We start from the raw sequence: 25291 nt of genomic DNA on the forward strand, positions 1-25291 counted from the left end.
AAGCCAACGACTCTATTGAGATCACAAAAAAAATTCAAAAAATTTCAATAAATTCTATTGGAGCTTTAGCTCTTTTAAAATGTAAAATTTCAAAAGAATACTCTTACGAAATTTGTCAGGCAGAAAGTGCTCTTTCTGTTGAAGCAAATAAAATTATTGCTGTAATGGAAAATTCTTTAACTCCTCATGCTAGCAACTAGAGGGTCTTCTTTATACCAAAGATCCTGTTTATTAAGGCTACGAACAGAAAGTCCTTGAGATTGTCTTATAAGAGCGAGGATTTTTTTTCTAGTTTGAAAGTCTTGTTCGAGTTTCTTGGGATAGTGAACAAATAAGGTTGCTCCAGATCCTGACATTAAGACTTTACCTTGAAAGGGATTCCATAACTTTTGTAAACATTTTTTTTTCTCGAGAAGATCTGGACGAAGCCGAAAAACAGGTTTTTCTAAATCATTTCCTTTCCAAAGAAAATCACAAAGATCTTTATTTTCACTAAAATCAGATGACTGAAGATGCAGATATGCATCTTTAGTCAGAACTCCTGGAGAAGAAAAATAAAGAACATATGAGACTTCTGGAAGAAGTTTATTATAAGGAAAAAGCTTTTCTCCTAGTGAACTTCCTAAAGCGGTTCCTGAAGAGAAAAAAAATGGAACATCACTACCGATTTCTTCAGAAAGAATCTGTAAGGTTTCTAAAGATAATCCTGTTTGAAAATACTGATTTAAAGCATAAAGGGCTGTTGCGGCATTACTGCTTCCCCCTCCAAGACCAGCTCCTATAGGAATTTGTTTCTGCAGGAACCATTTTACAGGTTGTACAATATGAGTTTTCTGTCTAAAGATTTCCAGACTTTTCCAAACAAGATTATTTGGGGACTCAAGTTCTCTAATATTGCAAGAAAGGCTATCTTCAAAGCTGTTTTTTAGGGAAAGACGATCTCCAAAATCTATGGCTTGATATAACGTGACCAATTCATGAAAACCGTCGGAACGTTTTTTTAAAATTTTTAAAAAAAGATTTAATTTTGCTGGGGAAAAAAAATGCCTGAGGCTTGACATGCTACTCGCACTTAAATGAGGTAGAAAGATTTTCTACCTCATTCCTATTCTTCTGAAGAAGTATTTGTTTTCCCAAGAACAACAACACTTTCACTATCAGAACTAACATTGACTACAAGAGTAGCTGAAACAGCCTCTTTTAACTTAAGTGGGATATTCTTTTTCCCAAGATTCTTGATTGAATAATGAGCATGGGGAAAATTTTTTCGAGAAAGAATTATATTTTTTTCTGCAGCAGCAGAAATGATATCGGCAATGGTTACAGAACCATACATATTATTATCAGGATCTACACGAACCTGAAATTCCAAAACAATAGTTTTAAGAGCCTCTGCAAGCTGTTCGGATTCGGTCTTATCTGCAGCAGCTTGAAGTAGACGCTGCTCTTTAAGTTTAGCTTGCAGACGTAAGGTTCCGGCTCCAGCAATAATAGCTTTTTGTTGAGGGAGAAGAAAGTTACGAACATAGCCTGGGCGAGCTGTTATAAGATCCCCGCTTCGGCCTAATCCTTCAACGTCTTCGAGTAAAAGTAGCTGTTGTTTCATTATTTTTGTTCCTTCTTCCTCTAAAATTAATCTTCACCAACAAAAGGCAGTAACCCTAAGTGACGTGCTCTCTTAATTGCCTGGGCAAGGATACCTTGAAAACGAGAAGAAACACCTGTGATTCTTCTAGGTAAAATTTTACCTCTTTCGGTAATAAATTTTCTTAAAGTTTCAACATCTTTATAATCTATAGCTTTCCAACCTGCGGAAACAAAAGGACATTTCTTTTGGAAACGTTTCCTTCTTTGTTCATTCGAATGAACAGGTCTATTCATATTATCTCCTTAATATGTTATTCAGGTAGAGAGGCAAATTCTAAAACCTCTTTTATAGAGTCAGTTTTGAGGGTTATGAAGCGGAGAAGATCTTCATTTAGATGATACTCTTTCCACAACTCAGCAATAGCTTCAGGTGAGACAGTAAAATAAATAAAATAATAATAGCCTTCTCTAGCCCCGCGAATAGTATACGCTAATTTCTTACGTCCTTGGTCGTGGATTTTATTAATTTCACCATTATAATTAGTTATACCTGAAATAACTTTATCCAGAGCCTTACGTCTAGCCTCTTCGCTGAGAGTCACGCTAAATACATAGGCGCCTTCGTAAAGTTGCATTGTCTTTCTTCCCATTAAAAACTCCTAAACACAGACAAGTGGAACAGTTTATTATCCTGAGGATATCTCAGTCCACTAAAATTATTTCCATTAAGCTTTAAGCAGCTCGAGGTTCCAAACACCATTGTGTAAAGAGAGTGCTAGCTTCAGCAAAAAAAACACCCAGCTGCTCTTTTTCTTCAGCAGAAAAGTGTCCAAGTACGAAATCTGATAAACCAGAAGAGTCATTAAGAGGTCTCCCGATTCCAAGTCTTAACTGCCAAAAATTATTAGATCCTAAACTCGCTACAATACTTTTGATTCCTTTATGTCCTCCACTACCAGCCTGATAGCGCAGTCGGGCTTTTCCAAAAGAATGATTTACATCATCAGCTAGAACCAAAAGGTGTTCTGAATCTACGTTAAAAAAACTTTTAGCAGATAACACAGCCTTTCCACTTAGGTTAACAAAAGTTTCAGGTTTTATAAACACCAAACAATCGGAAGGAGTTTCAACCTTAGCTATTGAAGAAAAGTTCTTAGAGGAAGGCTTAAATGGCGATCCTCTCAACTCTTCAACTAATTTATCTGCCAATAAAAAACCTATATTATGACGAGAAAATGCGTATGCCTTCCCTGGGTTTCCTATAGCAACAATAAGCTTAACAACCATAGAGCTTATCTTCTAGAAACTGTTACCACAACTTCTTTAAGAGAAGTTATTGGTTTGATGCCTTTGGGTATTACCACGTCGGACAGTTTTCGAGTTTGAGACAATCCCAAAGACTGTACATCAAGCTCTAGACATGGGATAATGTCTTTAGGCTTACATACAACTCGAATGGAACGGATTACTTGTCTTAAGGATCCTCCTAGCTTTACACCAATGCAATCCACAGTATTAGTACACCGAATAGGGATGTTTAATTTCACAGAACGATCTTCTACGAGCTCTTCAAAGTCCAAATGGCTTACATTATAAGTTGTCACTTGATATTGAATATCTTTAACTAAAGCCTTTATTACACGACCTTCATATGTCAAAGAAAAAATTGTAGAAGAGAGCGCACCACTTTCTAGATTAGATAAAAATTTGTTAAAAATAAGTGCATCAACAGTAACATTGGCAAGACTCTTTCCTGAAGAGTAGATTACTGCGGGGATTCCCCCTTGCTGACGAATTTTCTTAAGAAATGATTTTTTACCAGTCTCTCGACTTGTAACTACGAGCTCCATAGTTTGCTTTCTCCATAAAATTGAGCTAAAAGAGCCTTCCGCTCCGTACGAATCCTGAGCGTCCAAATTTTAAAACTTAGGGACTAAAGACTGCGACCTCTTCGAGGTGTATCTGACAGATTTCGATGCAAAATTATAGCTCTACCTTGGAAAAAGTCAATATTTTCCCTGGAAAATCAACAATCATCTCCTGATATCTTTGTTCAAAGATGCTGGACGACATAAATGGGGAAGAAAATAGTGCTGAGGAAATTAAAGAGGTTCTGGGGTGGAAGGATTCGAACCTCCGATACGCGGTACCAAAAACCGCTGCCTTACCGCTTGGCCACACCCCAATAAGAAGCTCTAGTTTATCGAATCAACTGTTTTTGGAAATAAGAAAATCTCAAAAATCATTCTTTTTTAGCCTTGAGCTTTTAGTTCTTCGCTTGGTATTTGAAATAATGTGAATTTATAGAGAGTAATCATGAGAATCCTACATGCGGCTATAGAATTTGCTCCTATAATCAAGACTGGGGGATTGGGGGATACCGTTGCCAGTTTAACCTTATCTTTAGCTGAGCATAATGAAGTTGAAGTACTTATTCCAAGTTATCCTTTAATTTTTGAAGACATTGATTTTCCCATTCTTACTAGAAGATCTTTTTCCTATGATTTTCTAGGACAACAACACGCTTCTAGCGTTACCTATCAGTATGAAAAACTTAAGCTTTCTGTTATTAGGCTAGACTCACAAATAGAAATCTTCTCAACGCCGACGGTTTATTCAGAAAATGATACTTTTCGTTTTACAGCTTTTTCTGCAGCCTCTGCAGCCTACATTCACGAAATAGAGCCTGTTGATATCGTACATTTTCATGATTGGCATCTAGGACTTCTTCCTGGTCTTTTAAAGCATCCACAAAGTCCTTATTATCCTAAAATTATTTTTACTATTCATAATTTCTGTTATCGAGGCTACTGTAACACCCAGCTGCTTTCTGAGACAAGAATAGACGATTTTCACTTAAGTAATTATAGTCTATGTAGAGATCCACAAACATCTGTCATGATGAAGGGGGGGCTTTATTGTTCAGATTATATTACGACAGTCTCTCCTACATATGCTCAAGAAATAATGAGCGATTATTCTGATAATGAAATCCACGATGCCTTAGAGAAACAAAGCCATATATTATCAGGAATTTTAAACGGTATCGATGAAAACATTTGGAATCCTGAGACAGACCCTCATCTTGCTGCAAACTATAACAAAAATTTACTAGAAGAGCCTGAGCTTTTAGTTTTAAAGAAGAAAGAGAATAAATCTGTTTTATATCAAAAACTAGGATTAGAATCAGATTACTCCCCTCTCATGTGTATAATTTCTCGAATTGTTGAACAAAAAGGTCCTGAGTTCATGAAAGAGGCAATTTTACACGCAATGGAAAATGCTTATACTCTAGTTTTTATAGGTTCTTGTTATAATAAAGAATTTTTGTATCAATTTTCTAATTTACAAAAGTCTCTAACAAATTCTCTAAACATCAGAATAATTTTAGATTACAATCATCCCCTCGCTTGTCTTACATATGCCGCAGCCGATATGATTTGTATACCTTCCTATACAGAACCCTGTGGCCTAACTCAACTCATAGCCATGCGCTACGGAACAATTCCTTTAGTTCGTAAAACGGGAGGCCTTGCCGATACTGTATTTTCTGGAATAAATGGCTTTGTATTTTCGCGAACAGATAATTTTGATGAATTTCGAGCAACACTAAGCCAAGCTATTAAAACATATCGTTGCGAACCAGAAATATGGTTTAGCCTAATAGAGAAAGGAATGCAAAGTTCTTCGGGATTGGACACTATGAGACAACGTTATGAAGATATTTATCATTCACTATTATCATAATCGGAAGACTTTGTTTTAAGCCTTTGTAATAGAAAATTTTTATTTACCCAAAAGTACTCTACTCCCGAGCCGACAGAATAGATAGCAACAATTGAGCCAACAATAGAAGCAAATAGCTCCAAACCGTTATCAGACAGGGCTCCTAAAGAGCGTAAAATCATGGCAAAGATAATTAAGAAAAAGCTAATAGCTTGAAGAACAGCTTTTATTTTACCACTAGCCCTAGCAGCGATAACAACGCCTCGAAAAGCACATACAGTGCGTAAGGTACTAATCACAGAATCTCGAGCTAAAAAAATAAACACTAGCAATAAAGGAAGGTTTACTGGGGGCTGAGTGAAGGTGAGATACAAAGAAGTTCTATAAATTCCATCAGCCATGGGATCTAAAAGTTTTCCTAGATCAGTAACTTGTGATAATTTTCTTGCAATATAACCATCAATAGCATCTGTTAGTTCAGAAACTACCAGTAGAAATAACAAGACGTAGGGAAGAACTGTAGAAGATACCCCAAACCACTGTCCCTTTAAATACAGAACCATAAAAATGGGTGTAATGAATAGCCGGGAAAAAGTTAAATAATTAGGCAGACCCACCTTCTACCTCTAACATTTAGAATCATTCCAAAACATCTTACAAATGTCTATAAAGATAACGTTAAATGGATTACTATTACATCGCAAGCATGGAATTTCTCGAAGTAATGAAATTCACAATTAACAAAGTTTCATTTCACTCTTTTCTCTAAGTACTATTAGTTTTTCTTCCCATATGATATTGTGATACTTCCTTCGTAGTAAAGAAACCTCATAGATACTAAGAATTTGGGCTATGAGTTATTGAAAAGTCTTAGAATTCCGGAGCTTCAGCATGTCCTCCCATCCCCTTACTTTACAATCTATGATTGCAACGATATTGCAATTCTGGAGTGAACAGGGCTGTGTTGTGCATCAAGGTTACGATCTTGAAGTCGGAGCAGGAACCTTCAATCCTGCAACATTTCTTCGAGCATTAGGGCCCGAACCTTATAAAGCAGCTTATGTAGAACCATCCAGGCGACCTCAAGATGGCCGTTATGGAATACATCCTAACCGATTACAGAACTATCATCAACTTCAAGTCATTCTTAAGCCTGTTCCCGATAATTTTTTGACTCTCTATACAGAGTCTCTTCGCGCTATTGGTTTGGAGCTTTGTGATCATGATATTCGCTTTGTTCATGATGACTGGGAGAACCCGACAATAGGAGCTTGGGGCTTAGGTTGGGAAGTTTGGTTAAATGGGATGGAGATAACCCAACTTACCTACTTTCAAGCTATTGGCAGCAAACTTCTTGATACGATCAGTGGCGAAGTTACTTATGGGATTGAAAGGGTAGCAATGTACCTACAAAAGAAAAACTCCGTCTATGACATCTTATGGAACGAAGATCTCTCTTACGGCCAGATCATCAATGAGTCTGAGAAAGCTTGGAGTCAGTATAACTTTGATACAGCAAATGTACAAATGTGGTTAAAACATTTTGAAGACTTTTCTGAAGAAGCATTTGCGACTTTGGATAAAGGTCTTCCTGTTCCTGCATATGACTTTGTTATAAAAGCATCGCACGCTTTTAATATTCTTGATGCTCGTGGGGTTATTTCAGTGACCGAACGCACCCGTTATATTGCTCGCATTCGCCAACTAGCTCGCGCTGTTGCAGATCGTTATGTGGAATGGCGAGCATCTTTAAATTATCCTCTACTAAAAACGTCTTCTACTTCGAAGAAGACGATATCTTTAGAATCTTTACCGAAGCTAACTTCTGAACAAGACTTCCTATTTGAAATCGGTTCTGAAGAACTTCCTGCAACATTTGTTTCTGTGGGCATTCAACAACTAGAATCTTTAGCTAAAAAGCTTCTTTCTACATACAAAATTAGTTATGAAAAATTAGAAGTATTTGGATCTCCAAGAAGGCTGGCTTTGATTATCTATAAGCTTGCGCCGACTTCTATTCAGAAAGCAACAGAAAAAAAAGGCCCTCCAATAGCATCTCTATTTGAAGTAACTGGGGAACTCTCTCAGCAGGGACAGCAATTTTTCTCTGCTCAGAATATTTTGATTTCCAGTCGCGAAGAGCTTTCTCTACACTCATGTTTTGCTGTTCGTCTAATAAATCAAGTAGAATACTTATTTTTCTTAACTCCCGAAATCTGTCTAGAAACTACTCATATTCTCTCTGAAGAGTTGCCAAAGCTAATTCAGGCAATGAAATTTCCAAAAAAAATGATTTGGGACACGAGTAGGATAGAATATGCGCGACCTATTCGTTGGTTAGTAGCTCTTTACGGGGAACACGTCTTACCTATAAAGGTGGGAACCATTTTGGCATCTCGGAACACTTGGGGGCACCGACAACTCGACCCTAGGAATATTCCCATACCATCTCCTGCAGCATATTTGGACACATTAAGAAACGCTTGTGTTATTGTCTCACAACAAGAACGCTTAGCTATTATAGAAAAAGGATTAAAAGCTCACAGCTCTGCTACAGTATCTCCAATAGCAAATTCTCGCCTTATCGAAGAAACTGTTTTCCTTACAGAGCACCCATTTGTTACTTGTGGGCAGTTTTCAATAAGCTTTTGTTCTCTACCTAAAGAACTCCTTATTGCAGAGATGGTGAATCATCAGAAGTATTTTCCAACTCAAGAAAGTTCAGGATCCATAACAAATTTCTTTGTTTTTGTTTCTGACAACTCGCCTAACAATACTCTTATAGAGGGCAATGAGAAAGCTTTAACCCCGCGTCTTACTGATGGAGCTTTCCTTTTTGACCAGGATTTACACACTCCTTTAGAAGATTTTATAGAGAAACTTAAGTCTGTGACTTATTTTGAAGCTTTAGGTTCTTTATATGATAAAGTAGAACGTTTGAAAGCTCATAAAAAAGTAGCATATTCCCTATTATCTCTTGGAAATTCTGAAGACTTAGATATAGCTATCAAGTATTGTAAAATAGATTTGGTTTCCTCTGTCGTTTTCGAATTTCCAGAACTTCAAGGAATCATGGGAGAATATTACCTAAAGCATGCAAAATTGCCTATTGCAGCGGCGATAGCTGTTGGTGAACACTTAAGACATATTACCTTAGGTCAAACAATTTCCCCTACAGGTACCTTACTTTCTCTTTTAGATCGCCTCGATAATTTACTATCCTGTTTTATTCTGGATTTAAAACCAACATCTTCGCATGACCCTTATGCTTTACGCCGTCAATCTTTAGAAATTCTCACATTATTATCAGCTTCTAAAATCTCCATTAATCTAGAGACTTTGTTACATAGTCTAGTAGATAATTTTTCTCCAAAAACTTCTATATTTTGGGAAAAACATCTTGTTGTAGAACAAGTTATTTCATTGATTTGGGGAAGGTTAAAAACATTTCTAACTTCTTTAGGATTTAGTAAGAATGAGATTTCTATGGTCATTTCAGAAACCTCTACTAGAAATCCCGTTGCTATTATTCATACAGCAACAGCCATTCATCAATTAAAAGAAGAAAAACCAGAGACTTTGACAAACATTATAACAGCACATAATCGTTTAAAAAAGATACTAGCCTCTATAAGACTCTGTGTGACGGAAAAAAGTCCTTCATTAGGAGAGCAATCTGATAAAAACTTTAAAAAAGTTTTGGATCTTTTTCCAAAAATTACAGATCAAGCCTCACCTGAAGAACTTATAGAACACTTTCTTTCTCTTGGAGAACTCTCCCAATCTATTCAAAAGTTTTTGAATGAAGTACACATTGCCAGCAATAATGAAGCTTTGCGTAACTTAAGAGTTTCTCTATTACTAACAGCATTAGAGAAGTTTTCTTGGTATAATTGGGAAGCCTTGTACATGTAAAGTCTATAAAAATCTTAAAAAGGCGCTTGTGGACCTTTTTAATAATGATGTTTTATGTCTTTTAAAAGATGACTTTCTAAAATAAAATCGCCTTCTCCGTCGTAATTTATAAGAATAGTCGTCATGCTAGGCCCCCCTATAGGGAAGATAAAACCAGTGAAAAACTCAAGAAACTCTTTTACGTTCGGATCTTCGGGACCTTTGTTAAAAATGACGTATTCTGCAGATCCTATCATGCAACAAATTTCTTTCGAAAAATCATACTCAGAAAAGTTATCGTATCTTGGTTCATGGGTATCGGAATAAAATACTAAGATTAGATTTTTTCCTTCTTCTTCTACAACTTTCTTTCCTTCTCTATAGTTTGTAAAAAAACGGGTCTCTTCAACAAAAACTTCATCAACAGAAACTTCATCATTCGTTAACAAGTCTTCCTGCTTATCTTCAGCACTTATATATGGAGAAAATAAACTCACTGCAGCAAATAAACAAAATAAAGTACGCATATACAACTCATCCTTATCTAAAACAACGAAGAGAGGCTATCGGAGATAAGGTTTTTGCGCACTCCTTTTTTAAAAAAATTCTTTTATATAAGAAAGTAAAAAAGATCCCTATACAGATATGATCTTTTCTTAAAAAATCTCTAAAGTAAATTTCAGCAAATCTTTTATGTATGCGAGGAAAAAAAGTTTTCGCCCATCAATGAAGCAATGTCTACGATATGTCCTGAACCATCTTCCATAACTTCAATAGTTATCAAACAAGCTTCGGGAAAAACTTCTTTTGAGAATTCATCTCTGAATTCCTTTACATTTTTTGCCATTAGATCGTTTTGATAAGTATCAAGATAATGCTCACTCGTCTCTGAAGGACATAAAAGCACAACAGTAGCTATATCTCCGAGCATAGAATTGCTTAAAGATTCGGCTAGCTCTACCAAAAAATGGTATCCGGCATCACTGTAACAACAGCTCATTACAACAAAAACAATATCACGATCTGAATCAAGAGCTCCTTTTAAACCTTCTGGATAAGAACGAAAGATCTCTGAATTTATCTGTAAATTCGAGATAACTCTCATCTGCTTGTCAGACTCCTCGTCGCCACCTAACTTCCCAACAGCAATAATTGGTAACATCAATAACAAAGAAAAAATAGCCAACACAATACGCATATGACAACTCCCCACGAAAAAAACACTCCAAGAAGATAACTCAAGCGGGGTTTTAAAAGATACTCTCGTTTTTTAAGTATCAGATAACATAAACGAATAAGACTAATTACATCTCAAGGATATCGAGACTTTTGACAGTTCCTGTATCATCTAACAAGATACAGCATAAACAAGGAGAATCATAATCTAAAATGCTAGGAAACTCTGTAGAAAATTCTGCCATATAAAGAATCATGGGGTCCATTTTTAAAGGGAAGTCTGCAGGACTAATTATCCCCGGCATTAAAATGACTACATTAAACAAAGGTTCTAGGTAAGAAGGAAGAGAAAAAGAATTTTGTGTAAGAAAGTCTAGCTTTGAAGAGCTTTCTTTTGAGAAAAAAACAAGGATTCCTAGTTTATTATTTTTTTGTGCATCATCAAAAGCCGGTTGGTACCGGCAAAATACTCCAGAGCCCTCTACATGCGGCAATTGTGAAGGCCAAACTACCTGAATCCGATTTTCAAAATCACGATTATTTTGTTCTCCAAACAAAGAGAAAAAAGAACAACAAAGAACAAAGTATAAAAAAGATCGCATATAACTTTTAAAAAACAAGGTAAAGAAATATTTCTAACAAAGAAAAATTCTTTATTTTAAATTACTTCACTACGAGAAATCAATTGCTCCAAATCGAGCCACTGCTGTGCCTGCCATTCGTTGACCAAAGATGGAGCTCCAAAACCATAGCCCAAAGCCTCAACAGCAGAGTGCACTTTTTCAGATAAAGCGAAGGTTCTTAAAGCTGATACGCCAATAGCCTCGGTTACTAGAGATACTTGTGAACGAGCTGACACACAAAGTATCCAAACTGTTAATGGCAACAAAATTTTTAAAAACTTCATAAAAATTCTTCTATTAAAGAATAAAGAAAATAGTATTATATAATAAACTTAATATAATTACAATATTAAAAAACCCTCTATAGAAGGCTATTTAAATTTAAGAACTGATAGTTTTTCTAACACTTGATTCTACTGCGAAGAAAACTCTTCCTCGGGATCAGGGTAAATAATATCAATTGTGGTTCTATCTTTATAAATCTGTACGTAATCTTTTAGAACAGAAAGTTTCTCTCCTAACTCCTGTTTTTGCCTTACTAGAGCAAGATTTCTCTCTCTCCATTGTCTATCTGCAAGTTTCCTTAAAGCCTGAACAAATACTGTACTTAAAATTTCTGTATTTAGTCGTCGTTTTGTTAATAGATTTATAATCATAGAATCAGAAAGCTTTGCTATGGCTTCTTCCAAAGGGGCATTCTTTCGATGAGACTCGTAGTAATCAATGAGAAAGGAAAAGAGCTTTCGGCATTCAGAATGCTTAAAATCCTCAGAAGAAAGGTAACTTTTTGCCGTATGAAGAATAAAAAGCTCTGAAGTTTTACTAAAAAGCATACAGCGCAATACGTCTGTTTCTATAATAATATCTGTATGAATCCTAGGAACCTTTTGTTTTGCAGTAATGGTGGAAATGGGAACCTTTGTTTTAGCTTGAACTAAAGCAAAGACCATTTCCTCAGGAATCATCATTAAAGAAGCTAACTGCTTCATATGCTCATACACAAGAATTGGATTTCCCCAACGCTTAACCTGTCGCACAACATCTTCTACAATAAGAGCTTTTTCTTGGGGAGAAAAGTTAGGATGAGTTTTAATTTTTTCACTAATCAGGAAGGCAAGGTAGCTTTCACTCTGTTCAAGCAAATCAATAAGAGCGCAACTTCCTCTCCGCATTAAAAATATATCGGGATCTTCACCTTCAGGGAAATGACAAACAAAGACAGCCATACCAGCAGCTTGACACATATCCCCGATACGAAGAGCTGCTTTGTTTCCTGCATCATCGTTATCGAAAAGTAAAAAAACTTTTAAAACTCCAAGTTTAGAAAGTTCTTTAACATGATCTTCTGTAAATGCTGTACCTTGGACTGCCAAAGTACAGTTGAATCCCGAATCAATCATTTGCAAGCAATCTACTTGCCCTTCAACTAATATCACCCTCTTTTCTTTTGAGATTCGCCGACGGGAGAAATTTAAACCGTAAAGAATTCGAGACTTCTTAAAAAGAATCGTCTCTGGAGTATTAACGTATTTACTTCCTTGAACATTTTCTAAAAATTTTCGAGATGAAAAACCCAAGGTATATCCCAGAGCATCGTGTATAGGAAAAATTATTCTTTTAGAAAACAAAAACCACTTACCTCCAAAAAAACCAGCTTCTTTCAATTGTTTTTGGGTAAATTTTTTATCTTGCATTCCTAAAAGAAAAACGGATTGTTCGGGAGCATAACCTAAACAAAAACGATCTATAGTATCTGGAGAAAATCCTCGCTGATATAAATACTGCATCGCCTTGATGCCTTCAGGAAGATGAAATAGACAATAACGAAAAAATTTTTCTGCCTCATAATTTATATTACGAAGTTCCTCCTTAACTCCTATAGAGGCAGAAACTCCTGATTCTTTAGATACAATATCAAGTTCTACATGAAATTTCTTGGCTAAGACTAAAACAGCCTCAGTAAATGAATATCCAAAATATTGCATGAGAAAAGCAATAGCATCTCCATGAGCACCACATCCAAAGCAATGGTAGTAAGCTCCCGCAGGGTTTATTATAAATGAAGGAGTTTTTTCTGTATGAAAAGGGCAGCAAGCTTTATATGTCGCTCCGCTACGTTTTAAATGTATATGGTCAGAGAGAACATCAACAATATCTATACTATGTCTTAGGTTGTCTAAACTTTGATCTGTATACATAATATTAGCTCTGTGGATTCTTTGGTTATGCCATACACCAAGGTTTTAAAGAAAGGAAACGCCGTGATAACTTTTGGTAAAAGAAGCTCTTTTAGTTCCTTTAGTCCTTGCTTGATCCAGAAGAACAAATATAGTAAACTCTCAGAGAGAAATCGAAGTAACTTCTGTAAAAAATCAAAAAAATTATCCCCCCATAAAAGTCAAAGAGCCAAGAGGATCCACAAAAAAGAAGTTTTCGATATTACAATTAAAGCCATTAAAAAGATCCTTGTCTAACATAAAAATAAAATTTCCGAATGAATCATGACGACAAAAAAACCTACTCCCATGATGGAACAGTGGAATCAATGCAAAGATAAAGCAGGAGAATCTATTCTACTATTTCGTATGGGAGATTTTTATGAAGCTTTTTATGATGATGCTGTTCTTCTTTCTCAATATCTTGGCCTCACCCTAACTCAACGACAAGGAATTCCCATGAGCGGCATTCCTGTAACAACTATAGACAGCTATATTGATCGTTTAGTGAATAAAGGTTTCAAAGTTGCTATTGCAGAACAACTTGAAGACCCTAAAAGCAAAGAAGTCAAAGGAAAATCGAAGCCTTTATCTCGAGATATCCAAAGGTTCATCACTCCAGGGACTTTGTTATCTTCTTCTCTACTTCAAGAAAAAACAAATAACTATATTCTTGCCATTAATCGTATAGGCTCTCTTTTTGGTTTTGCCTGTTTAGATTTATCCATAGGCTCTTTTTTTCTTGGAGAATATGATAACCCTAAAGAATTAATAGATGAAATTTGCCGTTTAGCTCCAAAAGAAGTCTTAAGCTACGAAAAATTTTATAAAAAACAATCTACAGTCATACAACAACTTCAACAACATCTTAAACTTACTTTATCTGTTTATGCTGATTGGGCTTTTGAACACCAATTTGCCACTCAAAAATTGATAACACATTTTCGAGTAGCTTCTTTAGATGGATTTGGTCTTAAAGGGTATCTTCCCTCGGTTAATGCTGCAGGAGGATTGCTTTCCTATATTCAAGACAAGCTTCTTTTACCAATAAAGCACATCGATATCCCTAAATCTTATGGAAAACAACAAAGACTGTTGATAGATACAACATCACAAGCAAATTTAGAATTGCTCTGTCCTTTAAATGATCCTATGGGGAAGAGCTCTCTTCTCCATGTTATGGACAGAACATGCACTCCTATGGGAGGAAGGCTTCTATACCAAATCTTAGTAAGTCCTTTCTACAACCTTAAAGATATTCTTCTACGTCAAGATGCTGTTGACTTTCTCCTGAAAGAAACAAATCTAAGAAAAGCTATAAAAATACACTTAAGCCAAGTTCGCGATATCGAACGCTTAATGACAAAAATTACAACAGGATTAGCTGGACCAAAAGATATTGGTTCACTTAGAGATTCTTTAAAAGCAAGTTCTTTTATTTTTTCTCTATTAGCAACATTCTCTTTACCAGATTTTTTTAAAGATAAGTTTTTTCCAACTGCTGAATTTTCTTCATTAGTAACACTTCTCACTCAATCATTAAATGAAGATTTACCTTTAAGATTATCAGAGGGCAACATCTTTTCTCGAGATTTTCATACAGAATTAAAACGTTTACATCATACACAAGAACATTCTCAAGAATGGTTATTACAATATCAAGAACAAATTCGCAAACAAACAGGAATCAAAAAATTAAAAGTATGCTTTTCTTATGCTTTAGGATATTACATAGAAATCAATAGTGAATTAGCGCCAAAATTACCTTCAAATTTTATTCGTCGTCAGTCGCGTTTACATGCAGAGCGCTTCACAACAGAAGAATTACAACAATTCCAAGATGACATGTTTAATATTTCTGACAAAATGCAAGCTATAGAAACACAGTTATTCAAGGACTTATGTTTTCAGATTTTACAGCAACGAGAAACTCTTTCTTCTCTATCTCAAGCCCTTGCAGACATAGATTACATCTTATCTCTTGCAGAGCTTGCTGACATTTATGGATATTGCCGACCTCTTGTAGATAACAGCGACATTTTATCTATTTGTCGAGGATGTCATCCTGTAGCGCAAACACTGTTAGACACGGGGAGGTTTATACCTAATGACATAGAAATGCATGGATTACGAACCCATATGATTCTTCTTACAGGCCCAAATATGGCGGGAAAATCTACTTATATTCGACAGATTGCTCTTTTAGTTATCATGGCTCAAATGGGTTCTTTTATCCCAGCAAAAGCTGCTCATATCGGAATTATCGATAAGATTTTTACTAGGATAGGAGCTGGAGATAACCTTTCCAAAGGAATGTCTACCTTCATGGTAGAAATGGCAGAAACTGCGAATATTTTACATAATGCTACAAATCACTCTCTCGTCATCCTAGATGAAATAGGACGAGGCACAAGTACTTATGATGGTCTAGCAATTGCTCAGGCAGTTGTAGAATACTTACTCTTTACTGAAGGAAGAAAAGCAAAGACTCTTTTTGCAACACATTATAAAGAGCTTACTAGCTTAGAAGATCGAAGTCCTCACGTAGAAAATTACCACGCTGGAGTTAAAGAAAATTCTGGTCAACCGATTTTTCTATATGAAATTCTCAAAGGCTGTTCACAAAAAAGCTTTGGAATTCATGTTGCAAGACTTGCTGGGTTTCCCTTATGTGTAGTATCGAGAGCTCAACAAATTTTACGACAACTTGAAGGTCCTGACTCAGCAACTCGTCTAACTCAAGAAAAGAATCAACAGCTTATGTTGTTCTAGTCATGCGTATTGAAGATTTTTCGCCAAAACTTATCCCGACGACTCCTGGAGTATATCTCATGAAAGATGCTGAAGGAAAAGTTCTCTATGTTGGCAAAGCAAAAAATCTAAGAAATCGTATAACGATGTATTTTCATAAGCAAAGGGATGTTAGAGAACGCGTTCCTTTCTTAATGCAGAAAACTATTTCTATAGAAACTATCACAGTTTCTAACGAAACGGAGGCATTACTTCTCGAAAATAATCTAATAAAAAAGCACAGTCCCAAATACAATGTTTTATTAAAAGACGATAAAACTTTTTTCTGCTTAGCTATATCGTTGTCGCATTCATGGCCAAAAATAGAAGCCATTCGAAGCAAGGCCATAAATTCTACCAAAAAACAACTAGTTTTCGGACCTTACGTTAATAGCGAGGCATGTCGTGCTCTCTTAGAGGTTTTAGGCCTTTATTTTCCTCTCAGAACATGCTCCGACAAAGAATTCGCTTTAAGAAAGCGACCTTGTGTTCTTTATGAAATGAAACGCTGCTTAGCCCCCTGTGTTGGCTTTTGTTCTCCAGAAGAGTATCAAGCAACTCTAGAGAAAGCTATTTTATTTCTTAAAGGGAAAATAGATGAAGTAATTTCTAAGTTAGAAAAAGCAATACAGGAAGCTTCTAAACAACTAAAATTTGAACAAGCAGCAATTTATTATCGAACACTCACACTCATCAAACAAGCCATGACAAAGCAGCATGTTGAGAAATTTTATTATCAAGATATCGATGCTTTGGGTTTCTATAGACATCAAAGAGATACCATACTTACAGTCCTTACTATTCGTTCAGGGAAGCTTCTAGGCACTCGTCACTATTCATTTTTCGAAAATGCTCAAGAAGATCAAAATTTTCTTTCTTCTTTTATTTTACAATTTTATGAAAACCAGACCGAATTACCTCGAGAGGTTTTAACTCCTATTTCTCTGTCCCCTGAGCTTTCTTCCTTACTTAGTAAAAATTTCTCTCTTCGTTTACGAGCTCCGAAAACAGGCTATCGTAAAGAACTCATAGTCTTAGCACAACACAACGCTGAAGAATATGCTAAAACTATTTCCAAGCAATTAAAATTACCTTATGAAGACATAAAAAATATCTTATATATTCAAAATTACCCTTATCGAATTGAGTGCTATGACAATGCACATCTACATGGAGCACACGCGATTGGAGTTTATATTGTTTTTGAGAATGACCGTTTAGCTTCACAACACTACCGGACATTTTCTATTTCACCAAATGCTGCAAAAAATGATTTAGGAGCTTTAGAAGAAGTTTTATTGCGAAGGTTTAAATCTTTAACGACAGTTCTTCCTGATATGATTTTAATTGATGGAGGACGAGCTCATTACGTATTAGCCAAGAAATTACTAGAAACATTTAATCTTACAGGTATTGAAGTTATAGCTTTAGCAAAAGAAGCCAGTAATCACAGTAGATCTTTAACCAAAGATAAAATCTTTTCTGAAGCTTTCCCTAAAGGCCTTCAACTAGCATCATCATCAAAGTTGTTACAATTTTTCCAAGCACTAAGAGATGAAGCTCATCGTTTTGCTATCGGCAAACATAGACAAAAACGAAATAAAGATTTTTTTTTCGTAGAAAAAATTCCTGGGATTGGAAAGGTAAAGCAAAACACACTCCTGAAAAAATTCAAAAGCTGGAAAAACATTATGAAAGCCTCCCAGGAAGAGCTAGAAGCTATTCCTGGGCTAACGAGAAAGGATATTCAACAACTTCTTATTAAGAAAGCTGATATACAAGAACTTTAAAAATTACTCCATTTCTTTGGGTTCTACAATGAAATCTTCAGGAGGGGGAAGCTCATTAACAAACATTCCTTCAACATCTTCTTCAGTACGATCTTTAGGTTGGGTAAGGCCTTTGATAATCACATGTACAGCAGCAACATGAAGACCTGTATATTCAGAAATTTCAGAGACTATGCACCCTTGGATTTCCTCTGTTTTTTCTGGGATAGAAACACCATAATCAACATTCACCTCTACGCGAACTTTTACCAAATGATTTTTGGAGTCTTGCTCTACGTAAATACCCTTCATTCTCTCAATGTCTCGACCAAACAAAGTGTCGATTAAATTTCCTCCTAAAAGAGAAACCCCATTGATTTTAGCTAAACAATGTAAGATTATTACCTGAATAACTCGAGTTTCTATATCACGGCTAAACACTGTCTCAGGAAACTCTATTTCCTTAACATCTAATTTTAAATTTTGTTTATCCATACTTCTCTCTCCTTTTCACCCTATTTCTATGGCAAGAAATGCATCTCATAGAAATAATGAGCGCTAGCGATAGTCTAATGACACAACGGTTAATATGCTACCTTCAATACTTCCTATTTCATTTTTCTTATTTTATTTAGTTCTAGGCTGCCTTTCTGCATACATAGCAATTAAAAAAAATCGCAATCCTATTGGATGGTTTTTTGCTGGAATGCTTTTTGGTATCATTGGAATAGTACTTTTACTTATTCTTCCAAATTTATCAAAAAATAATTCACAAAATCATAAAACACCGACAACAGGAGGAAATCTCAATATCTTAGAGGAAATACAAAACTCTGAAACCCTAGAGAAAAAATCTTCAGATTCTTCAGATTTAACACAGGCTCCTATAGACACAGAAAAGTGGTTTTACCTGAGTAAAGACAAGCAAAATATCGGACCTCTCTCTCTGGAAAATTTGCTTATCTTTCTCAGAGACAAAGAACGTCATGCCCAGGAAAATATATCTCCTGAAGAAATTTGGGTATGGAAAAAGGGAATGGCGAATTGGGAGAGGGTAAAGAACGTAACTGAATTAAGAGAAGCGTTAGAGATTCTTTTATAAATCTACAACGCTTATTTTCCTAAGAAAAACTTAGTTCTAAGTATTTTTACCAGCTAGCCTTAATAACTCCAGGAATTTCACCCATAGAAGCCATTTGTCTAAAACAAATTCTTGAGATTGCAAATTTCCTTAAGTAACTTCGAGGACGACCTGTCAACATGCATCTATTATGCAAACGAGAAGGAGAAGAATCTCTCTTCATTTTGTTTAAGGAAATACGAGCAGCTTCTTTCTCTTCTTCACTAACAACTAGGCTTTTGACAATTTTGCGTAGCTCACTTCTTTTATGAAAATTTGCTTCTACTAATCGTCGACGCTTAGCTTCTCTAGCAACTGATGATTTTTTTGCCATACAGCTTCTTACCTAAAATTTAAATTATTTCTTGCGAGCGGGGCCAGCCTGACGCTGTTTACGATTGGGGTCTTTTTTATTAATGACATAAAGACGTCCCTTACGACGGACTAGCTTATCTCCCTTTGAAGGATCTGCTTTTATAGATGAACTAACTTTCATGAAAACCTTTTTATTTCTCAATCTGGAAACAAACTTTTTAAATAAAGATCTTTCCGGAAGTCATAAATTTAATCTCTTAGAGGCTTTTTTGCAATATTAGACTATATGCACAGAATTTTTCTTCTAAAACAGGTGAGAATTTTATGTCTTCTTGATCTTTTTCATTCGATCTTTTAAAATTTTGCCGAGTTCCCTTCTGGTTTCTACGAAGAGAAGTCGAAGCTCAAAAATCATAGGAAGGCATTGTGAAACGGACTTATCAACCTAGCAAAAGAAAGCGCCGCAATTCTATAGGTTTTCGCGCTCGTATGGCTACAAAAAACGGAAGAAAATTACTAAATCGTCGTCGACGACACGGTAGACACACTCTAATCGATTTATAATATCAATATTTTGTGCACCGCTTAACCTTACCCAAACAAGCTCGCGTACTTAAGAGAAAACAGTTTTTTTATATCACTCGTTCAGGTTCATGTTGTCAAGGATCTCAAGTGGTTTTCTATGTTCTTCCCTTGAGGTATCCTAGTAGCTGTAAATTGGGAATTACGGTTTCAAAAAAATTTGGGAAAGCCCACAAAAGAAATTATTTTAAAAGAATCGTTCGAGAAGTTTTTAGGCAAGTACGCCATCAGCTCCCAAATTGTCAAATTGTAGTCTTTCCAAAAGCTCATAAACGTCAGCCGTTATTTTCAAATCTTTATCAAGATTTTATAAAGTGCATTCCAGAAAGTTTTGATAAACTGAAAAAAAACAAGCTTATGACTGATGCCGAATGTACTCCAAAGAACGAGAAATGTGTGAACGCACTTCCTTAGGAGCAGTTTCAAAAGCTACTTCAGCATGTTGTAAAGCATTTTTCCATTGATCTGACTCTAAGTAAAATTGAGCTATCATCATTTCGATACGCCAAACACTCTCTTTATCTTGGTGACCAAAGAGAGAAAGATAGGACTCCAGAGGTGCAATCACTTGACTGGCTTCTTGACGAACTCCTTCTCTGGAGCGTTTTGCTAATTCTTGAAACTCTATAAGGGCAACAGTAAAATGCGTTTGCTTTTCGTTTTTGCTATCTTTGCTCAGTAGACGTTTCTTTATTTTCTGGCATTCTTCGGAATCCATTTTCCCATTTTCAACAAGAAGACGAAATTTCTCAGAGAGAAAAAAATAGTCATCATTACGTACACCAAGCTCTAAAGCTTGTAAAAGAAAATCTTTTCTAGACAATTCCTCTGCGAGGCGATAGTAACGTTGTAGCTCAGCCATAGAAAGAGTTGCCATTACAGGAAAAGCACTTTTTAAGAGGGAGTCACTTTCTACAATATGACAAAGACTTTCTCCTAAATTCGCACCAGTTTCATTCCCAAAAGAGCCAATCTTATAAATTTCTTGTTCGTCATGAGAAAGTAAAACTAAACAAGGGAGTTCGTTAATTTTAAATAGCGTTTTTAAAACAAGATTTTGCTGATAGATGCTTTCATTTTGAGGAGAATGTTTAGGATAATCTACTTCTAAACAAATGAATTTTCCATAAACTTTTTTTGCAAAATCTGAGGAATTTAAAACTTCTTTACGAATCCTCATACAAGGGCCATTCCAATCAGATCCTGAGAAAAAAATCATCATCGGAAGGGTTGATTCACGACTTTTTTGTAAAGCTTCACGATAGTTCGTATACCAAATAAGTTTTTGGGAATCGCTTTGAATTGCAGCACTAAGAGTAGGAGCACTCAAACTTAATAAAAGAGTCGCCAAAATTTTCAGCTGTCTCAAAGAGCATCTCTTTATATTTCGTAATAGGATCACAGACCACCTCTCTTTCTCCTAACGCCAACAACGTAACCGTGTCTCACCTAGGCTTAGCCAGATAAGCTTAAAGGGCGTTGTCCTGGCAATTCTTGTTGTATAGTCTTTTTTTTATTAAAACGAAATAAAAAAACACTACTAAAATGTTGTTCTCGGCTAAATATGATAACCTCTAAAAAGATTCATGTGATTCTATCTTCTTTTGAAGAAAATAAATCATGTAGAAAACCATAGATTCACAAGCCACGTTGTGATAGCATGACGAGAAATATTCTTCTCGAGATTATTACAAACAGCTTCTAATCTTTCTGTAATTTTATTTAAAATGTATTCTGGAGTTACTCGGTGTTCTATGCTCCTTCTTTCAAAAGTTCTTTACGCCTTTACAATACAATCTCTCGACAGAAAGAAATTTTTTCCCCTTTACACGATCCTGTAAGACTCTACACTTGTGGTCCTACAGTTTATGATTTTGCGCATATAGGAAATTTTAGAACCTATATTTTTGAAGACCTTCTAAAGAGGACTTTAATATTTTTTGGATACTCTGTAATACATGTTATGAACATTACAGATGTTGATGATAAGACGCTTACAGGAGCTCGCAAACAAGGGGTTTCTCTTCAAGAGTATACTGAGCCTTATATTCAAGCCTTCTTCAAAGATCTAGAAGCACTCGATATTGTCAAAGCAGATTTCTATCCTCATGCTACACACTACATTCCACAAATGATAAAAGCTATTGAAAATCTACTAGAAAAAGGCATCGCGTATATCGGTCATGATCAATCTGTTTATTTTTCCATAAATCATTTCTCTGATTACGGGAAACTCTCTCATCTTGACTTGAGCAATCTACAGTGCTGTACTCGAGCCTCTTTAAATTCTGATGAGTATGACAAGGAAGACCTCAGTGACTTTGTCTTATGGAAAGCTTATTCCCCAGAAAGGGATGGAGAAATTTACTGGCAAAGTCCTTTTGGAAAAGGACGCCCAGGATGGCATTTGGAATGTTCTGTTATGGCAATGGAAATTCTAGGAGAATCTATAGACATCCATGCTGGTGGTGTTGACAATATTTTCCCACACCATGAAAACGAAATAGCACAATCTGAATTGCTTTCAGGGAAACCTTTTTCCCGTTACTGGCTACATTCAGAACATCTTTTAGTTGATGGAAAGAAAATGTCTAAAAGCTTAGGAAATTTTTTAACCTTTCGAGATCTCATAAACAAAGGCTTCTCTGGAAAAGAAATACGCTACATGCTTTTACAAAGCCATTACCGCATGCAGATGAATTTTACTGAAGAGGCTTTACTGTCTTTCCGCCAAGCGCTAAAAAGACTTCGGGATTTCATCCATCGACTTAATGAACCCTATGCCAAAGGAGATACTCCTTTAAATAAGACTAAAGTATTTTCAGAAAAACTTTTCAATAATTTCGTTAATTCTCTAGCTAATGATCTAAATATAGCTGTAGGGTTAGCTTCTCTTTTTGATTTTGTTCATGAAATCAACAGTCTTATAGACAAAGGAACTTTTTCCGAAGCAGATGCTTCTTACGTTCTAAACCTTTTAAAACATTTGGATCAAGTGCTGGGGATTCTTCCTCTATCCTCAACAACTGAAATTCCTAGTGCTGTATGGGAACTTGTTTCGAAACGAGAAGAGGCTCGCAAAGCTAAAGAATGGGCTCTTGCTGATTCTTTGCGCAACGAGATATTAGGATTAGGTTTTGTTGTCGAAGACAACAAAACAGGACCTAAGTTAAAGCCTCTTTAAAATCTTCGTCTTTAGCTAAACGTCGCATCACAGGGAAATATAAGACATCACGAATGGATGCAGAATCTGTTAAAATCATTACTAAACGATCTATTCCTATTCCAAAACCTCCCGCGGGTGGCATCCCTTGACATAAAGCTTCTAAAAATTCCTCATCAATAGGATGGCACTCACTATCAGGAAGTAATTCTTTTCTTGTTAATTGTTCTTCTAACAGCTTTCTTTGCTGAATAGGGTCATTAAGTTCAGAGTATGCATTGCAAAGTTCTTTCCCGAGGCAAAAACTTTCAAAACGCTCAACATAAGTAGATTCTCCAGAACGCAATGACTTACACAAAGGAGTCGTTTCTACAGGATGATCTGTAATATGATGAGGGGCTACTAAATTTTCGGATACAAGTTCGTCAAACAGTAGAGCAACTAGCATTCCCCGATTAGCCTTGATAAAAGATTCTTCTGATAGGGTTGTTTTTGTTTTCAACAACTCCCTAAGCTCGTGATCTCCATGAAGATCTACATCAATACCCCCATATGTTTTTATACTCTCCTTCATAGTCATACGAATCCAAGGAGCTTTAAAATCGACTTCCTGAGGGCCTTCTCTCCAATGAGAATAGGTAATTACGGAGCTTCCATTGTTTAAACAACGGACAACATGTTCAACAAGATTTTCAACAAAATCCATAATTCCATGATAATCCATATAAGCGGCATAAGCTTCTATCATGGTAAACTCTGGATTATGGGTTCTATCTATACCTTCATTTCGAAAGACTTTACCGATCTCATAAACCCGAGGAGTTCCTCCTACGAGGATCTTCTTTAATGCTATTTCTAAAGAAATCCTTAAGAACATTTCAGAATGCAAAGCTTCTAATTCTGTAACAAACGGACGAGCTTCAGCCCCGCCATAAATATTTTGCAAAATCGGAGTTTCAACTTCCAAAAACTCATGAGCATCCATATACTCACGAATAAGCTTGATAATCCGACTTCTTTTTAGAAAAGTGTTGCTAACAGTCTGAGAACAAATTAAATCAAGCCAGCGCTTACGATATCGAACTTCTTTATCACACAACCCAGCGTGTTTATCTGGCAAAGAAATCAAGGATTTACACAATAAAGTCACGGTTTCAACAAGAACTGTGAGTTCTCCGGAATGGGTGAAAAACAAGAAACCCTCGATACCTAAAATATCTCCAAGATCAAGTTTTTTTTCTATAAACTTCATAGAAGAAATTTCAGCATCTGAAGAGAGTCCAAATATATGTGTGAAATCTCGGTTAAACATCACTTGAATTTTTTGATTATAATCCAAGATTTGCCCGAAAGCATTTTTCCCCATAGAGCGAAAAAGAACTAACCGTCCAGCAATTTTTACTTTAGGAGTAAGCTTATTTGTTGCAGCTTCACTGTCTCCTAAAATCTTTTCTGAAAAAGTTTTTAAAATTGTTTCTACTCGAGAACAATTAGAATATTCATAAGGATAGGGTTCTACCCCCAAAGCTCTGATTTCATGAAGCTTACCACTTCTATACAGGAAATCTTCGCGTTCGCATTCTGCTTTTGTAGACATGGTTTCCTTCTACCTAGAAAGAATGATTAAAAATTTAGAAACATTTTCTCAGAAATAAAAAAAAAGAGGAACGATTTCTTTAATAAAAAGACATAGAATGGAGAACTTATCTAAACCTAGAAATAAAAGTTTTTAAGAACGAGTACTCAAAGAAGCTTTTATTTTATTTACATAAGCAGCCCCGCCGCCAAATTCAAAACCCATTCTAGCAAGCTCTTTTCCCTGTTCATCAATAAACACCAGCTGAGGAAAGCCTTTAACGTCGTATTGAGATTTCAATTCATATCGCTGTGGATCCAAATTTTTCTGAGAAGGATTCTGAGGAAAATCAAGTTCCACCATATGCAAATGATCTTTAGCAAAAGATATAAAATCAGGAGTAGTTAAGATTTGCTGTTGCATCTTTATACACCAGATACACCAATCGGATCCTGTAAAGAATAAACATACAGGTCGGTTATCTTTCTGAGAATTTTGCATTGCCTGTAGGTATGACTCCCAAATAAGAGATGCTGAAGCGGTCGTTTCATTAGTAAGCACAGTTGCACGAGGGTATTTTTGTGCTGCACAGCAAGACAAAGTTATTGATAAACAAAGTGCTATAGCACTTCCTTGTAACCAACGTTTCATATATAATCCTTAAGAAATTTATAATAAAACCCATGAAGATTTCTATACTTATCTTATCTGAAAAATAATAGAAATTTCTAACCTGATAATGTTCATAGAAGAA

General features: G+C 35.8%; 27 protein-coding genes and 1 tRNA gene. 9 read left to right on the plus strand and 19 right to left on the minus strand.

Annotated elements, in window-relative coordinates; all coding sequences use genetic code 11:
• Positions 1–200: reticulate body protein Rbp-7 (gene rbp7, locus JMS40_RS00360; protein WP_201456305.1), on the plus strand; the 200-nt coding region annotated here is incomplete at its 5' end.
• Here rbp7 and ispE read toward each other — a convergent pair.
• The 7 genes from ispE to JMS40_RS00395 form a co-directional block, all read right to left on the minus strand.
• Positions 177–1061 carry a 4-(cytidine 5'-diphospho)-2-C-methyl-D-erythritol kinase gene (gene ispE / locus JMS40_RS00365; RefSeq protein ID WP_201456306.1) on the minus strand — a complete coding sequence of 295 codons (885 nt, stop codon included), beginning with the start codon at positions 1059–1061 and terminating at the stop codon, positions 177–179. The two genes, rbp7 and ispE, sit on opposite strands and share 24 nt — an antisense overlap.
• Positions 1062–1105: 44 nt before the next feature.
• On the minus strand, positions 1106–1606 hold the full coding sequence (gene rplI / locus JMS40_RS00370) for a 50S ribosomal protein L9 (RefSeq protein WP_201456307.1): 501 nt from the start codon (positions 1604–1606) through the stop codon (positions 1106–1108).
• Positions 1607–1632: 26 nt separating this feature from the next.
• Positions 1633–1881: a 30S ribosomal protein S18 gene (rpsR, locus tag JMS40_RS00375; RefSeq protein WP_201456308.1), complete on the minus strand. Its 249-nt coding sequence runs from the start codon at positions 1879–1881 to the stop codon at positions 1633–1635.
• Positions 1882–1898: 17 nt separating this feature from the next.
• Complete coding sequence (gene rpsF, locus JMS40_RS00380; RefSeq protein ID WP_201456309.1) at positions 1899–2237, minus strand: 30S ribosomal protein S6; 339 nt, start codon at positions 2235–2237, stop codon at positions 1899–1901.
• A gap of 82 nt (positions 2238–2319) precedes the next feature.
• The gene (gene pth / locus JMS40_RS00385; RefSeq protein WP_201456310.1) at positions 2320–2874 is read right to left on the minus strand and encodes an aminoacyl-tRNA hydrolase; all 555 of its coding nucleotides are present in this window, start codon (positions 2872–2874) and stop codon (positions 2320–2322) included.
• 5 nt (positions 2875–2879) lie between these two features.
• Positions 2880–3437 carry a 50S ribosomal protein L25/general stress protein Ctc gene (locus tag JMS40_RS00390; RefSeq protein WP_201456311.1) on the minus strand — a complete coding sequence of 186 codons (558 nt, stop codon included), beginning with the start codon at positions 3435–3437 and terminating at the stop codon, positions 2880–2882.
• Between the two features lie 263 nt (positions 3438–3700).
• A tRNA-Gln gene (locus JMS40_RS00395) sits at positions 3701–3772 on the minus strand.
• Positions 3773–3903: 131 nt separating this feature from the next.
• Between JMS40_RS00395 and glgA the strand changes: the two genes are divergently transcribed.
• Positions 3904–5334, plus strand: a complete 1431-nt coding sequence (gene glgA, locus JMS40_RS00400; protein ID WP_201456312.1) for a glycogen synthase GlgA — start codon at positions 3904–3906, stop codon at positions 5332–5334.
• Here the strand turns inward: glgA and pgsA are convergent.
• Entirely contained in the window at positions 5316–5930 is a 615-nt protein-coding gene (pgsA, locus tag JMS40_RS00405) for a CDP-diacylglycerol--glycerol-3-phosphate 3-phosphatidyltransferase (RefSeq protein ID WP_201456313.1), read from the minus strand. The genes glgA and pgsA overlap by 19 nt on opposite strands.
• A 274-nt stretch (positions 5931–6204) precedes the next feature.
• Here pgsA and JMS40_RS00410 point away from each other — a divergent pair, with 274 nt between their 5' ends.
• The gene (locus JMS40_RS00410; protein ID WP_201456314.1) at positions 6205–9228 is read left to right on the plus strand and encodes a glycine--tRNA ligase; all 3024 of its coding nucleotides are present in this window, start codon (positions 6205–6207) and stop codon (positions 9226–9228) included.
• Between the two features lie 38 nt (positions 9229–9266).
• Here the strand turns inward: JMS40_RS00410 and JMS40_RS00415 are convergent, their stop codons facing one another.
• The 5 genes from JMS40_RS00415 to dnaG form a co-directional block, all read right to left on the minus strand.
• Positions 9267–9734 (minus strand): hypothetical protein, encoded by a 468-nt coding sequence (locus tag JMS40_RS00415; protein WP_201456315.1) that lies wholly within the window; start codon positions 9732–9734, stop codon positions 9267–9269.
• Between the two features lie 164 nt (positions 9735–9898).
• Positions 9899–10405 carry a hypothetical protein gene (locus JMS40_RS00420; RefSeq protein WP_201456316.1) on the minus strand — a complete coding sequence of 169 codons (507 nt, stop codon included), beginning with the start codon at positions 10403–10405 and terminating at the stop codon, positions 9899–9901.
• 106 nt (positions 10406–10511) lie between these two features.
• Positions 10512–10985 carry a hypothetical protein gene (locus JMS40_RS00425; RefSeq protein WP_201456317.1) on the minus strand — a complete coding sequence of 158 codons (474 nt, stop codon included), beginning with the start codon at positions 10983–10985 and terminating at the stop codon, positions 10512–10514.
• Between the two features lie 56 nt (positions 10986–11041).
• Positions 11042–11290 (minus strand): hypothetical protein, encoded by a 249-nt coding sequence (locus JMS40_RS00430; RefSeq protein ID WP_201456318.1) that lies wholly within the window; start codon positions 11288–11290, stop codon positions 11042–11044.
• A 129-nt stretch (positions 11291–11419) separates the two neighbouring features.
• Complete coding sequence (gene dnaG / locus JMS40_RS00435) at positions 11420–13204, minus strand: DNA primase (protein ID WP_201456319.1); 1785 nt, start codon at positions 13202–13204, stop codon at positions 11420–11422.
• A gap of 303 nt (positions 13205–13507) precedes the next feature.
• On the opposite strand from dnaG, the gene mutS reads away from it, so the two are divergent.
• Entirely contained in the window at positions 13508–15994 is a 2487-nt protein-coding gene (gene mutS, locus JMS40_RS00440; RefSeq protein ID WP_201456320.1) for a DNA mismatch repair protein MutS, read from the plus strand.
• Positions 15995–15996: 2 nt separating this feature from the next.
• On the plus strand, positions 15997–17802 hold the full coding sequence (uvrC, locus tag JMS40_RS00445; protein WP_201456321.1) for an excinuclease ABC subunit UvrC: 1806 nt from the start codon (positions 15997–15999) through the stop codon (positions 17800–17802).
• Positions 17803–17805: 3 nt separating this feature from the next.
• Here uvrC and JMS40_RS00450 read toward each other — a convergent pair whose 3' ends face one another.
• Positions 17806–18276 (minus strand): Asp23/Gls24 family envelope stress response protein, encoded by a 471-nt coding sequence (locus JMS40_RS00450; protein ID WP_201456322.1) that lies wholly within the window; start codon positions 18274–18276, stop codon positions 17806–17808.
• Between the two features lie 94 nt (positions 18277–18370).
• Here JMS40_RS00450 and JMS40_RS00455 point away from each other — a divergent pair, with 94 nt between their 5' ends.
• Positions 18371–18883 carry a DUF4339 domain-containing protein gene (locus JMS40_RS00455; protein ID WP_201456323.1) on the plus strand — a complete coding sequence of 171 codons (513 nt, stop codon included), beginning with the start codon at positions 18371–18373 and terminating at the stop codon, positions 18881–18883.
• A 46-nt stretch (positions 18884–18929) separates the two neighbouring features.
• Here JMS40_RS00455 and rpsN read toward each other — a convergent pair whose 3' ends face one another.
• On the minus strand, positions 18930–19235 hold the full coding sequence (gene rpsN / locus JMS40_RS00460) for a 30S ribosomal protein S14 (protein ID WP_201456324.1): 306 nt from the start codon (positions 19233–19235) through the stop codon (positions 18930–18932).
• 24 nt (positions 19236–19259) lie between these two features.
• Entirely contained in the window at positions 19260–19397 is a 138-nt protein-coding gene (gene rpmJ, locus JMS40_RS00465; RefSeq protein ID WP_011006789.1) for a 50S ribosomal protein L36, read from the minus strand.
• Between the two features lie 245 nt (positions 19398–19642).
• Between rpmJ and rpmH the strand changes: the two genes are divergently transcribed.
• A complete protein-coding gene (rpmH, locus tag JMS40_RS00470) occupies positions 19643–19780 on the plus strand; it encodes a 50S ribosomal protein L34 (RefSeq protein WP_201456325.1) in 138 nt (45 codons plus the stop codon).
• 12 nt (positions 19781–19792) lie between these two features.
• Positions 19793–20212, plus strand: a complete 420-nt coding sequence (gene rnpA / locus JMS40_RS00475; RefSeq protein WP_201456326.1) for a ribonuclease P protein component — start codon at positions 19793–19795, stop codon at positions 20210–20212.
• Here rnpA and JMS40_RS00480 read toward each other — a convergent pair.
• On the minus strand, positions 20154–21200 hold the full coding sequence (locus JMS40_RS00480) for a thioredoxin family protein (protein WP_201456327.1): 1047 nt from the start codon (positions 21198–21200) through the stop codon (positions 20154–20156). The two genes, rnpA and JMS40_RS00480, sit on opposite strands and share 59 nt — an antisense overlap.
• A 345-nt stretch (positions 21201–21545) precedes the next feature.
• On the opposite strand from JMS40_RS00480, the gene cysS reads away from it, so the two are divergent.
• Positions 21546–22982: a cysteine--tRNA ligase gene (gene cysS, locus JMS40_RS00485; protein WP_201456328.1), complete on the plus strand. Its 1437-nt coding sequence runs from the start codon at positions 21546–21548 to the stop codon at positions 22980–22982.
• On the opposite strand, the gene lysS is transcribed toward cysS, so the two are convergent.
• On the minus strand, positions 22963–24558 hold the full coding sequence (lysS, locus tag JMS40_RS00490; protein ID WP_201456329.1) for a lysine--tRNA ligase: 1596 nt from the start codon (positions 24556–24558) through the stop codon (positions 22963–22965). The two genes, cysS and lysS, sit on opposite strands and share 20 nt — an antisense overlap.
• A 132-nt stretch (positions 24559–24690) precedes the next feature.
• A complete protein-coding gene (dsbH, locus tag JMS40_RS00495; RefSeq protein ID WP_201456330.1) occupies positions 24691–25188 on the minus strand; it encodes a disulfide reductase DsbH in 498 nt (165 codons plus the stop codon).
• Positions 25189–25291: the final 103 nt, after the last annotated feature.

The sequence above is a fragment of the Chlamydia sp. 17-3921 genome, from assembly GCF_902705545.1.
In the GTDB taxonomy this organism is placed as follows: domain Bacteria; phylum Chlamydiota; class Chlamydiia; order Chlamydiales; family Chlamydiaceae; genus Chlamydia.

Excerpts from the sequence above, each read along its gene's own strand:
- mutS (WP_201456320.1), top strand. The coding sequence starts at position 13,508 with ATGACGACAAAAAAACCTACTCCCATGATGGAACAGTGGAATCAATGC.
- uvrC (WP_201456321.1), top strand. The coding sequence starts at position 15,997 with ATGCGTATTGAAGATTTTTCGCCAAAACTTATCCCGACGACTCCTGGA.
- rpsN (WP_201456324.1), bottom strand. The coding sequence starts at position 19,235 with ATGGCAAAAAAATCATCAGTTGCTAGAGAAGCTAAGCGTCGACGATTA.
- rpsR (WP_201456308.1), bottom strand. The coding sequence starts at position 1,881 with ATGAATAGACCTGTTCATTCGAATGAACAAAGAAGGAAACGTTTCCAA.
- pth (WP_201456310.1), bottom strand. The coding sequence starts at position 2,874 with ATGGTTGTTAAGCTTATTGTTGCTATAGGAAACCCAGGGAAGGCATAC.
- dnaG (WP_201456319.1), bottom strand. The coding sequence starts at position 13,204 with ATGTATACAGATCAAAGTTTAGACAACCTAAGACATAGTATAGATATT.
- ispE (WP_201456306.1), bottom strand. The coding sequence starts at position 1,061 with ATGTCAAGCCTCAGGCATTTTTTTTCCCCAGCAAAATTAAATCTTTTT.
- JMS40_RS00455 (WP_201456323.1), top strand. The coding sequence starts at position 18,371 with ATGCTACCTTCAATACTTCCTATTTCATTTTTCTTATTTTATTTAGTT.
- JMS40_RS00410 (WP_201456314.1), top strand. The coding sequence starts at position 6,205 with ATGTCCTCCCATCCCCTTACTTTACAATCTATGATTGCAACGATATTG.
- JMS40_RS00425 (WP_201456317.1), bottom strand. The coding sequence starts at position 10,985 with ATGCGATCTTTTTTATACTTTGTTCTTTGTTGTTCTTTTTTCTCTTTG.
- JMS40_RS00390 (WP_201456311.1), bottom strand. The coding sequence starts at position 3,437 with ATGGAGCTCGTAGTTACAAGTCGAGAGACTGGTAAAAAATCATTTCTT.
- JMS40_RS00430 (WP_201456318.1), bottom strand. The coding sequence starts at position 11,290 with ATGAAGTTTTTAAAAATTTTGTTGCCATTAACAGTTTGGATACTTTGT.
- rpsF (WP_201456309.1), bottom strand. The coding sequence starts at position 2,237 with ATGGGAAGAAAGACAATGCAACTTTACGAAGGCGCCTATGTATTTAGC.
- rplI (WP_201456307.1), bottom strand. The coding sequence starts at position 1,606 with ATGAAACAACAGCTACTTTTACTCGAAGACGTTGAAGGATTAGGCCGA.
- JMS40_RS00415 (WP_201456315.1), bottom strand. The coding sequence starts at position 9,734 with ATGCGTACTTTATTTTGTTTATTTGCTGCAGTGAGTTTATTTTCTCCA.
- glgA (WP_201456312.1), top strand. The coding sequence starts at position 3,904 with ATGAGAATCCTACATGCGGCTATAGAATTTGCTCCTATAATCAAGACT.
- JMS40_RS00420 (WP_201456316.1), bottom strand. The coding sequence starts at position 10,405 with ATGCGTATTGTGTTGGCTATTTTTTCTTTGTTATTGATGTTACCAATT.
- rpmJ (WP_011006789.1), bottom strand. The coding sequence starts at position 19,397 with ATGAAAGTTAGTTCATCTATAAAAGCAGATCCTTCAAAGGGAGATAAG.
- lysS (WP_201456329.1), bottom strand. The coding sequence starts at position 24,558 with ATGTCTACAAAAGCAGAATGCGAACGCGAAGATTTCCTGTATAGAAGT.
- dsbH (WP_201456330.1), bottom strand. The coding sequence starts at position 25,188 with ATGAAACGTTGGTTACAAGGAAGTGCTATAGCACTTTGTTTATCAATA.
- JMS40_RS00450 (WP_201456322.1), bottom strand. The coding sequence starts at position 18,276 with ATGGATAAACAAAATTTAAAATTAGATGTTAAGGAAATAGAGTTTCCT.